8 protein-coding genes and 1 tRNA gene are annotated in these 14681 nt (G+C 61.5%); 1 reads left to right on the top strand and 8 read right to left on the bottom strand.

Annotation, left to right across the window (positions count from 1 at the left end):
• Window positions 1-36: 36 nt before the first annotated feature.
• Window positions 37-1803, bottom strand: a complete 1767-nt coding sequence (gene ilvD / locus FEF26_RS05320; RefSeq protein WP_138252501.1) for a dihydroxy-acid dehydratase — start codon at window positions 1801-1803, stop codon at window positions 37-39.
• Between the two features lie 118 nt (window positions 1804-1921).
• Window positions 1922-2806 (bottom strand): EamA family transporter, encoded by an 885-nt coding sequence (locus FEF26_RS05315; RefSeq protein WP_138252500.1) that lies wholly within the window; start codon window positions 2804-2806, stop codon window positions 1922-1924.
• Between the two features lie 92 nt (window positions 2807-2898).
• Here FEF26_RS05315 and FEF26_RS05310 point away from each other — a divergent pair, with 92 nt between their 5' ends.
• Complete coding sequence (locus FEF26_RS05310; RefSeq protein WP_138252499.1) at window positions 2899-3813, top strand: LysR family transcriptional regulator; 915 nt, start codon at window positions 2899-2901, stop codon at window positions 3811-3813.
• Between the two features lie 6 nt (window positions 3814-3819).
• On the opposite strand, the gene FEF26_RS05305 is transcribed toward FEF26_RS05310, so the two are convergent.
• The 6 genes from FEF26_RS05305 to gltB all read right to left on the bottom strand — a co-directional run bounded on the left by FEF26_RS05305 (window position 3820) and on the right by gltB (window position 14581).
• Entirely contained in the window at window positions 3820-4440 is a 621-nt protein-coding gene (locus FEF26_RS05305; RefSeq protein ID WP_138252498.1) for an ANTAR domain-containing response regulator, read from the bottom strand.
• Window positions 4441-4538: 98 nt separating this feature from the next.
• The gene (locus FEF26_RS05300) at window positions 4539-6596 is read right to left on the bottom strand and encodes a DEAD/DEAH box helicase (protein ID WP_208012845.1); all 2058 of its coding nucleotides are present in this window, start codon (window positions 6594-6596) and stop codon (window positions 4539-4541) included.
• Window positions 6597-6696: 100 nt separating this feature from the next.
• Window positions 6697-6779: transfer RNA gene (locus tag FEF26_RS05295), tRNA-Leu, on the bottom strand.
• A 100-nt stretch (window positions 6780-6879) separates the two neighbouring features.
• Window positions 6880-8412 carry a pyruvate kinase gene (gene pyk / locus FEF26_RS05290; RefSeq protein ID WP_138252496.1) on the bottom strand — a complete coding sequence of 511 codons (1533 nt, stop codon included), beginning with the start codon at window positions 8410-8412 and terminating at the stop codon, window positions 6880-6882.
• A gap of 108 nt (window positions 8413-8520) precedes the next feature.
• Window positions 8521-9987: a glutamate synthase subunit beta gene (locus tag FEF26_RS05285; protein ID WP_138252495.1), complete on the bottom strand. Its 1467-nt coding sequence runs from the start codon at window positions 9985-9987 to the stop codon at window positions 8521-8523.
• A complete protein-coding gene (gene gltB / locus FEF26_RS05280; RefSeq protein ID WP_243730427.1) occupies window positions 9980-14581 on the bottom strand; it encodes a glutamate synthase large subunit in 4602 nt (1533 codons plus the stop codon). The genes FEF26_RS05285 and gltB overlap by 8 nt, the downstream gene beginning before the upstream one ends.
• Window positions 14582-14681: the final 100 nt, after the last annotated feature.

Genomic DNA, 14681 nt, shown 5'->3' with positions numbered 1-14681 from the left:
GGACTCAGTCCGATGGGGCCCGGCGGACCCATCGTCTCAGCCGCAGTAGGCGCCCTCAGCGGCTGAGCGCACCAGTTTGGCGTACTTGCCTAGCACTCCGGTGGTCACGTAGGGAGCGAGGGGCTGCCAGTCTGGGCTCGCTCGGCGAGTTTCGAGTTCCGCCTCATCAACCTGCAGGTCAATGGTTCGCCCGGCGATGTCAACCCGGATCGTGTCTCCATCGGCAATGAAAGCAATGGGGCCACCGTCTACCGCCTCTGGTGCAATGTGGCCGATACACAGCCCGGTGGTTCCTCCGGAGAAGCGTCCATCGGTGATCAGCAGCACGTCTTTGCCCAGGCCTGCGCCTTTGATAGCGCCTGTGATCGCAAGCATCTCCCGCATACCAGGGCCACCCTTGGGCCCCTCATAGCGGATGACGACGACGTCGCCGGATTGGATTTTGCCCTCTTCGAGCGCTTTGAGCGCCTGCTGTTCACGTTCGAAGACGCGCGCTCGGCCTTCGAAGATTTCCGCATCGAAGCCGGCAGATTTCACCACCGCACCCTCTGGTGCCAGACTGCCCCGCAGAACCGCGATGCCGCCATTGTGGTGGATCGGGTTGTCCAGTGTCCGGATGATCTTTCCGTCGATGTCCGGTGGGTTGATCTCAGCGAGGTTCTCAGCGACCGTCTTGCCAGTCACGGTGAGGCAGTCGCCGTGCAGAAGCCCGGCGTCAAGCAGGGCCCGCATGACCACAGGCACACCACCGACACGGTCGACATCGACCATGACGTGTTGGCCGAAAGGCTTGAGGTCGCCCAGGTGTGGGACTTTGTCTCCGATGCGGTTGAAGTCCTCCAACTTCAGGTCCACCTCAGCTTCGCGCGCAATTGCGAGCAGGTGAAGCACAGCATTGGTGGATCCACCGAAGGCCATAGTGACGGCGATGGCGTTTTCAAAGGCTTCGCGGGTGAGGATGTCTCGGGTGGTGATGCCCTTTCGAAGCAGCTCCACGACTGCCTCGCCGGATTTGTGAGCGTAGTAGTCGCGGCGGCGGTCTGCACTCGGCGGAGCTGCTGATCCTGGCAGCGAGAGGCCCAGAGCCTCACCGATGCAGGCCATGGTGTTGGCGGTGTACATGCCACCGCAGGCTCCTTCACCTGGGCAGATGGCACGTTCGATGACGTCGAGGTCGTCTTCGGTGATGGTGCCGCGTGCGCAGGCGCCGACGCCTTCGAAGGCGTCGATCAACGTCACTTCCCGCTCTGTGCCGTCTTTGAAGCGCGCCACACCGGGCATGATTGAGCCGGCGTAGAGGAAGACGCTGGCGAGGTCCAGTCGGGCCGCAGCCATCAACATCCCTGGGAGGGATTTGTCACACCCGGCGAGCAGGACAGACCCATCGAGACGCTCTGCCTGCATGACGGTCTCGACTGAGTCAGCGATGACCTCGCGAGAGACGAGTGAATAGTGCATCCCCTCATGGCCCATGGAAATGCCGTCTGAGACGCTGATGGTGCCGAACTCCATGGGGTAACCGCCCCCAGCGTGAACGCCTTCCTTGGATGCTTTTGCCAAGCGATCCAAGGAGAGGTTGCAGGGGGTGATCTCATTCCAGGAACTGGCAATACCGATCTGAGCCTTGGCGAAATCCTCGTCGCCCATGCCCACCGCGCGCAGCATTCCGCGCGCTGGTGCGCGGGTATAGCCGTCGGTGACTTGCCAGGACCGGGGCTTCTCCGGGCTGGATGGGCCGGTAACGGGCGTGGGAGGGACGGCAACGGCGTCTTCAGCGGTGGTGCGCTCAGTGGGTGCGGACATGTGTGTCATATTACGCCGTGGTTTCAGATGACTCATAGCTCACCCATCGCGTCTCACAACGTGGGAACCGAACGCCCGGGTGGCTGCCTTTGTGGCGCAGCTGCGCAGTGTTCCCTGGCTAGCGAGGAGGTGGCAGCCGCAAGGGCCGGCCGTTGGCCCAGAGAACCCCCGCGAGCACCAGCACCCCGCCGAGAATCTCACCAACTGCCGGAGTCTGGCCCAGCACGATCCACGCCAGCGCAATGCCGACCACGGGGACCAGCATGGAGAAGGGTGCCACAGTTCCCGCTGGATGCCGACCCATCAGCCAAACCCAAATTCCCGAGCCGATGATCGTGCCACCGACGATAGTGAAGGCCAGACCCCACCAGGCCGGGGCGGCAGTGGGCGTCAAAGATGTGCTCACAGCCTCCGCAATGGCTTCGGGGCCCTCTACTGCGAGGGACAGCGCGAGCATGGGTAGCGGCGGAATGACCGACATCCACAGCACCAGACGCAGCGGCTGAGCCGCCTGCGCCTGACGGGAGGCGAGGTTTCCCAGCGCCCATCCGAATCCGCCGAGTACCACTAGGAGAAACGGGATCCAGCCGTCGGCACCTCCTCGAGTAAGACCCACTACGGCCAGTCCGAGGACAGCCAGTCCCACACCTGAGGCCCGCCGTCTGCCGAGCCTTTCCCCTAGGAGGAGTGCTCCCAGCAGCACAGTAAAGGGCGCGGAGGACTGCAGGACCAATGAGGCGAGCCCAGCCGGGAACCCGGCGGCCATCCCCAAGTAGAGACCAAAGAACTGCAGTGTTCCGAACCCAAGTCCGTAGCCGAGTAGCCACCGCCACTTCACCTGCGGCCGAGGAACGAACAACAGAACCGGTACCGCCATGATGAGAAAACGTAGTGCCACCAGAAACAGCGGCGGAAACTGCTCAAGCGAAAAGTGGATTGCGATGAAGTTCGCGCCCCAGAGCACGATGACGATAAGTGCCAGGAGAACATGGCGAATGGGCATAGGGAACAGTCTGAGCGCATCGAGCCTTTAGCACCAGTGAATACTTATGCATAATTAGTGAAGCGTTACTTAACTGTTTTGGAGGACTGCCTGTGGACTATCGGCATCTTGAGCTGCTGCGTGAAATCTCCGCTCGTGGGACGTTGGCAGCCGTGGCGGAGGCAACCCACCGTTCGCCCTCGGCGGTGTCCCAGCAACTGCGCGCGGCTGAGAAAGAGTGGGGTGTTCGGCTGGTCGAACGGTTTTCACGGAGTGTGCGGCTCACCCCTGAAGGAGAGCTACTGGCCTCGGGGGCGGAGGTCATCAGTGAGCATATGGCTGCCCTCACAGCGCGGCTAGATGCTCGGCGAGGGGCACCAGCAGGCACGGTGGTCATAGGAACGCTTCCGAGTGCTGGAGAGGCTCTTCTTCCTGGCCTCATCGACCGGCTCAGAGGCACACAGATCCGACTGGAACTTGATGACTTCGACTTAGCTGAGGCGGATTTCGGGGCCCGAGCCCATGATGCCGATATCGTCATTGCTCACAGTGTCAGTGGCTCCGCTCCAGCCGGGACGGAACAGCTGGAATCCACCGTGATTGGTGAAGAGCCGCTGGTTGTTGCCCTTCCAGCAGAGCATCCGATGGCCTCGGTGGAGGCGATCGGCCCGCAGGAGGCGGTCATGATGGACTGGATCGGAGTCCCTGAGGGGTATCCCTTCGACACAGTCCTTCATGCGTGTGAGGCGCGCACCGGTCAGCCTGTGCAGCGCCGGCTGCGCCTGCGGGACAATCGTCTGGTGGAGGCCCTAGTCGTGGCGGGAGTGGGACCAGCGCTCCTTCCGGGATTCACCACCCGACACCGCGAAGGCATGGTACTCCGCCCCTTGACGGGAGTCCGCTCAAGCAGACGCATACTCGCCCTCAGCAGACCTGACCGGAGAGCACGTCTGGTGGTCCGGACGGTCCTGGAGCTGTTGACTGAGGTGACAGCGGAACTCGTTGTTCCCGTCGATCAGCCTGAGTGAGGAGACTCACCCCATCTGATCGACGACTGTTTCAGCAACCTCTCGCATGGTCAGACGACGGTCCATCGACGTTTTTTGGATCCAACGGAAAGCCTCAGACTCGCTCAATGACATCTTCGATATCAGCAGCGATTTCGCGCGGTCCACCAGTTTGCGGGCCTCAAACTTCTCTGCCAGCGTCGAGACCTCGCTCTCCAGGGCGCGAAGCTCGTCGAAACGAGCAGCAGCAACTTCGATAGCTGGTATGAGGTCGTTTTCTCCGAAGGGCTTCACCACATAGGCCATGGCCCCTGCCTCGCGGGCAGACTCCACCAGGTCACGCTGGGAGAACGCCGTCAGCATCACTACCGGGGCGATCTTCTCATCAGCGATGATCTTGGCGGCCGTAATACCATCCATGACCGGCATCTTGACGTCCATGACCACAAGGTCGGGGGTGTGCTGGCGGGCCAGCTCGACGGCCTTCTCACCGTTTTCTGCCTCACCGACGACCTGGTAGCCGGCACCGGTCAGGATCTCGACGATGTCGAGGCGGATGAGCGTCTCATCCTCGGCTACCAATACCCGGCGCTGGGTGCCTTCGGCACCACTGGTCTCCCCGGGCGAGGCTTCATTCTCCTCAGTCACAAATCTCCTCGATCACGGTCGCGAGTTGCGACGGCGTTTTCTCACACCGCCTGATGATTACATTCGCACCGATCCTACCGTCACCACCGCAGCGGTACCTAGCTGATGATGGCGCGAATGTCCTCGGCCGTCAGCTGTCCCAGGTCTGCGGGTCCTGAACCGTCGAGTACCCGGTTGAACAGGTCGAGCTTGGACTTCTTCAGGTCCATGACTTTTGCCTCGATCGTGTTCTTGGAGACCAGACGGTACACCATGACGCTGCGGGTCTGGCCGATCCGGTGCGCTCGGTCAATAGCCTGCTCTTCAGCTGCTGGATTCCACCAAGGGTCCAAAAGGACCACATAGTCGGCTTCCACCAGGTTCAACCCGAATCCTCCTGCCTTCAACGATACGAAGAACACCGGGGCTTCCCCGGAGCGGAACTGCTCTATAGCTGCGGCGCGGTCGGTGGTCGACCCGTCCAGGTAGGCACTGGTGATCCCCGACGACGACGCCACCTGGCGCGCTTTGCCCAAGAAACGCGTGAACTGGCTGAGCACCAATACCTGGTGCCTCTCCCCCACAGCCTCGTTGAGGAGGGTTTCTAGAGCACTCAATTTAGCCGAGGGAGCAGATCCTTCCTCAACAAGTTCCGCATCAAGCGCCAACTGCCTCAGTAGGGTGAGTGAGCGGAAAATCTCAAAGCGGTTGGCTTTCATATCGTCCACCAGCCCCAGCACTTTGAATCGTTCGCGCTGAAGCCGACGGTCGTAGAGCCGACGGTGCTCGCTGTCCAACTCCAGCTCCAGCACCTGCTCGTGTTTCGCGGGGAGCTCTGCGGCCACCCGGTCTTTGGTGCGGCGGAGCAGAAACGGCTTCAGGCGGCGTCGTAAGCGTGCCAGCTGTTCTGCGTCACGTTCCTTTTCAATAGGGTCGCGAAACACTCGGGCGAACTCTTTGCGTCCTCCCAGGAGCCCGGGACATGCGATGGATGTTAACGACCAAAGCTCCTGCAGATTGTTCTCCATGGGCGTGCCGGTGACGACGAGCTTGAATGGGGTGCGCAGCTTCTGCGCTGCTCGGTATCCGCGAGACGTATGGTTCTTGATCATCTGAGCCTCGTCCAGGACTAGCCCGCACCACTGGAGCGCGTCATACTCCTCGAACTCGAGTCTGAACAGGGCGTAGGAGACCACGACCACATCAGCCCCTTCGACCGCGGCAGCCAGCTCTGTGCCCCGTCTGGTCTCGGTGGCGCTGATCATGGTCACATGCAGTTCGGGTGTGAACGTAGTGGCCTCAGCCTTCCAGTTGGACATCACGGAGGTGGGAGCCACGATGAGAAATGGAGGGGCATCCGGGGTTGATTCATGCACTCGCTGGATCAGCGCCAGTGTCTGCAGTGTCTTACCGAGCCCCATCTCGTCAGCGAGGATGCCGCCGAGCCCATGGTCGTAGAGGAAGCTCAACCAGCTGTAGCCGAAACGTTGGTACTGGCGCATCGTGGCCTGCAGGCCACGCGGCACAGGCAGCTCTTCCATCTGGTCTTCATCGGTGAGCCGGAGTACGGCCTGCCACCAGCGGTCCTGCTGCGCAGAGACCACGTCCAGCTCGGCTAGTTCTTCCCAGAGGTTGACCTGATAGCGGTTGATGCGCAGCGGCGCCCGCGGGTCGTTGAGGTCTCGTGCCTCCTCAATGATGCCGCGCAGCTGGTTCAGTTCAGCAGAATCAAGGGGGAACCAGGTCCCTGAGGGCAGGACGAACATAGGTTCATCGCGCACCAATGCGGCGAAGAGGGCTTCGAAGTCGACGTCTTCGCCCTCAATACTGACGGTGATGTGCAGATCGAACCAGTCGCCGTGGTGAGTGGATGTTCCGATCTCCACTTGGGGCGCTTCCTCGGCGCGCCGGTGCCCTGGTCCCAGCGGGGGAAGCACAAGGCCGGAGGAGATCAGAGTGGCCTCCGCATGGATGCATTCAGCCCCAGGCCCTGGGGGCGAATCATCACATGTGCATGTGGCAACAGCGTCACCGTTGTGCTGTTGAAGCACAACTCGTTCGTACCATTTTCCGGCTACAGCGGCCGCAACCACGGCCTCTATCCGCAGAACTGGCCCTTGGTGATCGCGGCTGACAATGAAGACATCGTTTGCCAGATCTCCGGCGGCGGTGCTCACTGGCCCACGCTCAGGGTTGGGAACCGCGCTCTGCTCGTGGATGTCACCCGCCCGACCCCTCGTATCGATGGTCTGCTGCTACGACATGCTGTACCAAAAGTGCCCGCGGTGAGACTCGAACTCACACGATCTTTCGATCGCCGCATTTTGAGTGCGGTGCGTCTACCATTCCGCCACGCGGGCAAGCCCGTTAACAATACCTGCCACAGGACGTGAAGAGAATTTGGCTCCTCACGACCCTGTGTGCAGATGCGCTAACCGGCTCTGCGAATCAGCCTCCCCCTCAGAACGCGCTGTGCGCTGAGGCGGCACTGGATGCGCTTGCCGAAGGCCATGGGCCAACGGGTTCCTTGGTCGGCGGATCATCTCCGCGACGCAGGGCTTCCACGCTGAGTCCTCCGTCGGGCAGGTCGCCGATCCGGTGCACTTTGACCATATTGGTGGTACCTGCTTGTCCTGGAGGTGAGCCGGCTGCGATGACGACCAGGTCGCCTGCAGCGGCCACGCCTTCTTCCAACAGCAGTTTCTCCACTTGCGCAGTCATCCTGTCCGTATGCGAGGCGAACTCCACCCAGCGTGGCTGAACACCCCAGGACAAGCACAGCGTGTTGTGGGTGTGCTCCACGTGGGTGAACGCGAAGATCGGCTGTTTGGGGCGCAGACGGGACAGTCGCCGCGCAGAGTCGCCGGAGCGGGTGAAAGTCGCCAGATACGGCACGTCGAGCTGCTCAGCAATTTCATTGGCAGCCCTCGTGATGGCGCCGCCACGGGTCCGCGGCTTGGTTCCGAGCTGCGGGATTCGTTCAAGCCCTTTGACCTCGGTGGCTTGGATGATTGAGGCCATCATCTTGACTGTCTGGACGGGGAATTTGCCCACTGATGTCTCTCCGGAGAGCATCACGGCGTCGGCACCGTCCAAGACCGCATTGGCACAGTCGGATGCTTCAGCGCGGGTGGGGCGGGGATTGTCGATCATCGACTCCAGCACCTGCGTGGCGACAATGACAGGCTTGGCCCAGCGCCGGGCGAGCTCCACAGCGCGCTTCTGGACGAGGGGGACTTCTTCCAGGGGCAGTTCTACGCCGAGGTCTCCGCGTGCCACCATGACGGCGTCAAAAGCATCGATCACATCTTGGAGGGCGTCCACAGCCTGGGGTTTTTCGATCTTCGCGATGATGGGGACGCGGCGGCCCTCTTCATCCATAATCCGGTGGACTGCTTCAATATCTGCCGCATCGCGAACGAATGACAGGGCGATCATGTCGAAGCCGGTACGCAGTGCCCAGCGAAGATCAGCCTCATCCTTCTCGCTCAGTGCCGGGACTGAGACTGCAACCCCGGGGAGGTTGATTCCCTTGTTGTTGGAGACGGCTCCGGGGACGACGACTTCGGTGACCACATCTGTGTCTGTGACTTCCAGCGCGCGGAGGCTGACTTTGCCGTCGTCGATCAGCAGCGTGTCCCCAACGTTGACGTCCTGCGGGAGCGTCTTCAGAGTGGTGGAGCAAATATCTGCCGTGCCCTCCACATCGCGGGTGGTGATGGTGAAGCGCTCCCCCACATCCAACTGGTGTGGCCCTGCTATGAAGCGTCCCAGCCGGATCTTGGGACCCTGGAGATCGGCGAAGACGGCCACTGCCTGACGGAGGTCCTTAGCGACCTCTCGCACAGTGCTGTAGGTCGACTCGTTGACATCGTAGTCACCGTGGCTCATATTGACGCGGACGACGTCCACGCCGGCCTCAATGAGCTCCCGAGTCTTGTCATATCCTGCTGTTGCTGGTCCGAATGTGGCGACGATTTTGGCGTGTCTCATGCCTCACCTTTACTGGTTGTCGAGCGGTATGGATTATGGCACGACATTGGGCCGGATCTGTCTGCGAGCCTATCGCAGAATGACTGCCGGGAGAACGGCGAAACGGGGTCAGGGAGCCAAAGAGATGGCCCGGTCGCTGGGCGCCACCGGAGCTGGCAGCCGTGTGCTGCCTTCTAGGTACTCGTCGACCTTGGCGGCGGCTGCACGGCCCTCGGCAATAGCCCAGACAACCAAAGAGGCTCCACGACCGGCATCGCCGATGGTGTAGATGCCTTCCACATTGGTCTGGTAGTCCTCAGCACGTTGGACAGTGCCCCGTGGTGCGAACTCGATTCCCAACTGGTCAGTCAGTGTCTCCGGCTCGGCACCGGTGAAGCCCAGGGCGAGAAGCACCAGATCAGCGGGTATCTCCCACTCTGTGCCGGGCTTCGGTGTGCGGGTGCCGTCGTCGTTGTACTGCGTCTCTGCGCCTCGCAGGGCGCGGATGTGACCGTTCTCATCTCCCAAGAACTCCACGGTGGACGCCAGCCATTTGATCTCTCCGCCTTCTTCATGGGCACTGGAGACCTCGAACACACGGGGGTCCATCGGCCATGGCTCGTGCTCAGGCCGTTCGCGGGGAAGCTCCTTGCCGATCGCAAGCGTGGTGACCGACTTGGCTTGGTGACGGTGTGCGGTGCCGATGCAGTCCGCGCCGGTGTCACCGCCGCCGAGAATGACCACGTGCTTGTCTTTGGCGTGGATCTGGTCGGACACTCCATCGCCGGCGACTGTCCGGTTGGACTGCACCAGGTAGTCCATGGCGAAGTGGATGCCGCTGAGGCCGCGTCCTGGTATTGGCAGGTCACGCGGGACCATGGCTCCGGTAGCGACGATCACGGCGTCGTAGGAGTCTCTGAGCCCATCCCAGGTGATATCCGTTCCGATATCGGTGGAGGGGTAGAACCGTGTTCCTTCGGCCTCCATCTGTGTGATGCGGAAATCGACCAGGTCCTTCTCCATCTTGAAGTCCGGAATCCCGTACCGCATAAGACCACCGAGACGATCATCACGCTCGTAGACCGCGACGGTGTGACCGGCGCGAGTCAGCTGCTGAGCAGCGGCCAGGCCTGCGGGCCCCGATCCGACCACGGCTACGGTCTTGCCGGTGAGCCGGTTCGGAGGCACCGGTTCCACATAGCCCTTCTCCAGAGCTTCATCCGCGATTTCCGCCTCAGACTGCTTGATGGTGACCGCCGGCTGGTTGATGCCCAGCACGCAGGACGTCTCACATGGCGCAGGGCAGATGCGTCCGGTGAATTCGGGAAAGTTGTTGGTCATATGCAGCCGGTTGGAGGCCTCTTCCCACTGGTCTCTCCAGACCAGATCGTTCCACTCGGGAATGAGGTTACCCAGCGGGCAGCCGGTGTGGCAGAACGGGATGCCGCAGTCCATGCAGCGTCCCGCCTGGGTTTGGGTCACCCCACGGTCTTGACGCTCTTTGACTTCTTTGAAGTCCATGATGCGCACTGGAACCGGGCGGGATGGCCTGTCCTGTCGTTCCCGGTGTTTGAGAAATCCGCGCGGATCAGCCATTGGTCACCTCCAAAATTTTCTGCCATGCGGCGTCGCCGTCAGGGTCAAGGCCCTCATCGAGAGCCGCACTGCGGGCAGTCAGCACCCGGTCGAAGTCGCGCGGCAGGATCTTGGTGATCCGTTCGAGGACTCCTTGGGGGTCTTCAAGAAGCCGAGCCGCCAAGGGAGAATCGGTCTCCTCCTGATGGCGGCGCAGTAGGTCGAGGATGATCTGCTTGTCCTCCTCATCGGGGCTCAGCAGAAGCAGCTCTCCGTTGGCTGCCGCCTGGGTGTTCAGCTGAATCTGGTCGAAGTCGAGCACGTACGCGGTGCCGCCGGACATACCTGCACCGAAGTTGCGTCCCACGGGTCCGAGAATGAGTGTCTGCCCGCCGGTCATGTACTCACAGCCGTGGTCTCCGACGCCTTCGGCCACCGCGGTTGCTCCGGAGTTGCGCACCAGGAACCGCTCACCGACCTGTCCTGAGAGGAAGAGCTCCCCCGCTGTGGCCCCGTAGCCGATGACGTTACCGGCGATCACGTTGTCGGCAGCTTCGAACGGCGCTTCCGGATCGGGAGCGACGATGACTCGCCCACCGGAGAGGCCCTTGCCGACGTAGTCGTTCGCATCTCCGGACAGGCGGATGGTGATGCCGTGCGGAAGGAACGCGCCGAGGGACTGGCCTGCTTGGCCGGAGAGTTTGATGTCGATGGTGTTGTTCTCCAGGGTGGAGAGTCCCAGGGCTTTGGTGACCTCATGACCGAGCATGGTGCCCACAGCACGGTCAGTGTTCACCACAGGCTTTTCAATACTGACGGACTCACCGTGGTGGATGGCCCGCTGAGACTGCTCGATCACATCCACATCGAAGTGCTTTTCCAGCTCATGGTCCTGGGTGGTGGTCCGTCGCAGTTGGCGGGCCACCTCGGGGTCTTCGGGATCCCAGCCTGAGAGCACCTTGCTCAGGTCCAGACCCTCGGTCTTCCAATGGCGTTTAGCGTCTTCGATGTTGAGCGATGTGATGTGCCCAATCGCCTCATCCATTGTCCGGAAACCCAGCTCCGCGAGATACTCGCGGACCTCTTGGGCGACGAACTCAAAGAAGTTCACCACATGGTCGGCCTTGCCGGTGTACCGCTCACGCAGGGTCGGGTTCTGTGTGGCAACACCTACGGGGCAAGTGTCCAAATGGCACACACGCATCATGATGCAGCCGGAGACGACTAAAGCACTCGTGGCGAATCCGTACTCCTCTGCGCCCAGTAGGGCGGCAATCACCACATCTCGGCCAGTCTTGAGCTGGCCGTCGACCTGCACCGTGATGCGCTGGCGCAGTCCGTTGAGCATGAGCGTCTGCTGGGCCTCAGCCAGCCCGAGCTCCCACGGAGTTCCTGCATGTTTGAGGGAGTTCAGCGGTGAAGCGCCAGTACCACCGTCGTGACCGGAGATGAGCACGACGTCGGCTGAGGCCTTGGCGACTCCAGCGGCCACAGTCCCGACCCCGTGCAGGGATACGAGCTTCACATGAACTCGAGCACCTGTGTTTGCACGCTTCAGGTCGTAGATGAGCTGCTTGAGGTCTTCGATGGAGTAGATGTCGTGATGCGGGGGCGGTGAGACCAGAGAGACGCCGGGGGTGGAGTGCCGGGTTTCTGCCACCCAGGGGTAGACCTTTTTACCCATGAGCTGTCCGCCCTCACCGGGCTTGGCTCCCTGGGCCATCTTGATCTGCAGGTCATCTGCGTGGGTCAGGTACTGGCTGGTCACGCCAAAACGACCAGAGGCGATCTGTTTGATCGAACTGCGTCGTTCGGGGTCGATGAGCCGCTGCGGGTGTTCACCGCCCTCACCGGTATTGGACCGACCTCCGAGCCGGTTCATGGCGATCGCGAGCGTCTCATGAGCTTCCTGGGAGATAGACCCATAGCTCATTGCACCGGTCTGGAATCGTTTGACAATCTCCGAGACAGGTTCCACCTCGCTGATCGGGACAGCGGGCCGGTCGTTTTCGAGCTTGAAGAGCCCTCGGAGTGTCATCAGGGCCTTGGACTGATCATCCACTGCCTTGGTGTACTGCTTGAAGACGTCGTACCGCCGGGTGCGGGAGGCATGTTGGAGCCTGAAGACGGTTTCTGGGTTGAACAGATGCGGAGGCCCTTCACGCCGCCACTGGTACTCCCCACCGACTTCCAACTCGTTGCCACGTCCCAGACCGTTTCCGGCCGGAGGGTAGGCCTTGGTGTGCCGAGCCATCGACTCTTTGGCGAGAACATCCACACCGACTCCGCCCATAAGCGATTCGGTGCCGGAGAAATATTGGTCCACCACGTTCTGTGCGAGTCCGACGGCTTCGAAGGTCTGTGCTCCGCAGTAGGAACTGACGGTGGAGATGCCCATTTTGGACATGATCTTGAGCAGACCTTTGCCCAGCGCCTTGATGAGGTTCGACACCGCCTGCTCTTCGGTGACCATGGTAATGTCCCCACGGCGGACCATGTCCTCGGCTGTTTCAATCGCCAAGTAGGGGTTCACAGCAGAGGCGCCATAGCCGATCAGGCAGGCCACATGGTGAACCTCCCGGACATCTCCCGCCTCCACCAACAGGGACGCCTTGGTCCGGTTGGCTGACTTCAGCAGGTGGTGGTGAATGGCTGAGACGAGCAGCAGTGACGGAATGGGCGCCCACTGCGCGTTGGAGTCACGGTCGGAGACCACAATGTAACTGACGCCTCGGTTCACCGCAGCAGAGACCTGCTCACAGAGAGTGCGGAGGCGCTGGCGGAACTCATCTTCTGTGGAACCCACACGGAAGAGCCCCCGGATACGCAGGGCCGCCTTCGCTCCATCTTCCTTCCGGTGATTGGCAATACGCGCCAACTGGTCATTGGTCAGCACAGGGAAGTCCAGTTTGATCTGCTTGGACTTCACCTGGCCGGTGTCCAGGAGGTTCCCCTCAGCGCCGACGTGGCGGGAGAGGGACGTGACAAGTTCTTCTCGAATTGCATCAAGCGGCGGGTTGGTCACCTGAGCGAAGGTCTGTACGAAATAGTCGAACAGAAGACGAGGGCGTTCAGCCAGAACGGCGATCGGCGTGTCAGTGCCCATCGCCCCTAGCGGTTCGGCTCCCGTAGCTGCCATGGGTCCGATGAGGATCTTCAGTTCCTCATGCGTGTAGCCGAAGGTCTGCTGCCGCAGCCGCACTGAACCGGCGGGGTGTTTGACGTGCAGGCGCTCCGGCAAGTCCTCCAGCGTGATGCGGTTTTCGTCCACCCATTCGCGCCAAGGCTGCTTGGATCCGAAATCAGCTTTGATTTCCTCATCTTCGATGATCCGACCCTCTTTGGTGTCGGCGAGGAACATCATCCCTGGGGCCACACGTCCCTTGCGGACCACTGTGGAGGGTTCCAGTTCAGCGACGCCGACCTCTGAGGAGAGCACGACCAGGCCGTCTTCGGTCACCCACCACCGGGCAGGACGCAGCCCGTTGCGGTCCAGCACCGCGCCTAGCTGATCACCGTCGGTGAAGGCGATTGCTGCTGGGCCGTCCCAGGGCTCCATCAGCGTGGAGTGGTACTCGTAGAAGGCTCGCAGATCGGGATCCATTGACTCATGGTTCTCCCAAGCCTCTGGGATCATCATCCGCATAGCCATCGACAGCGGCCTTCCGGAAAGCATCAGCAGCTCAGCGGCTTCGTCGAAGCTGGTGGAGTCTGATGCCCCCGGTGTGCAGATGGGGAACAGATACTCGGGATCGTCACCGAGAACGGCACCAGACATGGTGGCCTGCCGGGCACGCATCCAGTTGCGGTTACCCTCCACAGTGTTGATCTCCCCGTTATGGGCGAGGTACCGCAGTGGCTGAGCCAGCGGCCAGGAGGGGAACGTATTGGTGGAGAAGCGGGAGTGAACGATCCCCAGGGTCGACTTGTAGCGCTCATCCGACAGGTCAGGGTAGAACGGTTCAAGCTGAGCTGTTGTCAGCATGCCCTTATATGTGATGGTCCGCGATGACAGTGAAGCGAAGTAGATGCCCAGGCGGACCTGAGCGCGTTTGCGAAGCCGCCATGCCCGCTGGTCCAGCGTGCCGTCTGCGGATTCCTGGAACTCGATGGAATCTTCATCAGCGAAAGTGAGGAAGGCTTGCTTGAAGAACGGCATGGCCTCACGCGACAGACTTCCGATGAGGGAATCATCGACTGGGACATCGCGCCATCCGAGAACTTTCAGCCCTTGGACTCCGGCCATTTCCTCGAAGTTCGCCATGGTCTCTTCCCGCTCATCCTGCTCCTGGGGCAGGAAGGCCGTTCCGGCCACGTACTCGCCGGCGGCGGGAAGATCAATGTCTACGACGGCGCGGAAGAACTCGTCAGGGATCTGAGTGATAATTCCTGCACCGTCACCGGTGCCGACGTCTCCGCCGGTGGCACCGCGGTGCTCGACGCAGCGCAGCGCATGGAGCGCGTAGTCGACGATGTCATGACCTGGTTCGCCACGCAGAGTCGCGATGGCGGCCATACCGCAGTTCTCATGTTCTTTGGCTGGGTTGTACAACCCGGCCTTTTCAGGGAAGGCGGCGTATCGCTCGTAAGGGGAGATCACCTTATTCGGGCTCACAGGCGTGTGTTCCTTCCTCAAGGGAGCGGCATCTTCAGGGGGCGTTCGCTGGGGTGCGTGACAACGTCGTCAGACCTGATGCAGTGCCATGGGTGGGCAC

It is taken from the genome of Nesterenkonia salmonea (genome assembly GCF_005771525.1).
GTDB lineage: Bacteria > Actinomycetota > Actinomycetes > Actinomycetales > Micrococcaceae > Nesterenkonia > Nesterenkonia salmonea.
The sequence above is the reverse complement of the archived record's forward strand: the minus strand, read 5'-3'. Positions and strand labels throughout refer to the sequence as shown.

Bases quoted from the DNA above. Each gene is read 5' to 3' on its own strand.
- ilvD (WP_138252501.1), bottom strand. From the start codon at position 1,803: ATGTCCGCACCCACTGAGCGCACCACCGCTGAAGACGCCGTTGCCGTC.
- FEF26_RS05285 (WP_138252495.1), bottom strand. From the start codon at position 9,987: ATGGCTGATCCGCGCGGATTTCTCAAACACCGGGAACGACAGGACAGG.
- pyk (WP_138252496.1), bottom strand. From the start codon at position 8,412: ATGAGACACGCCAAAATCGTCGCCACATTCGGACCAGCAACAGCAGGA.
- FEF26_RS05315 (WP_138252500.1), bottom strand. From the start codon at position 2,806: ATGCCCATTCGCCATGTTCTCCTGGCACTTATCGTCATCGTGCTCTGG.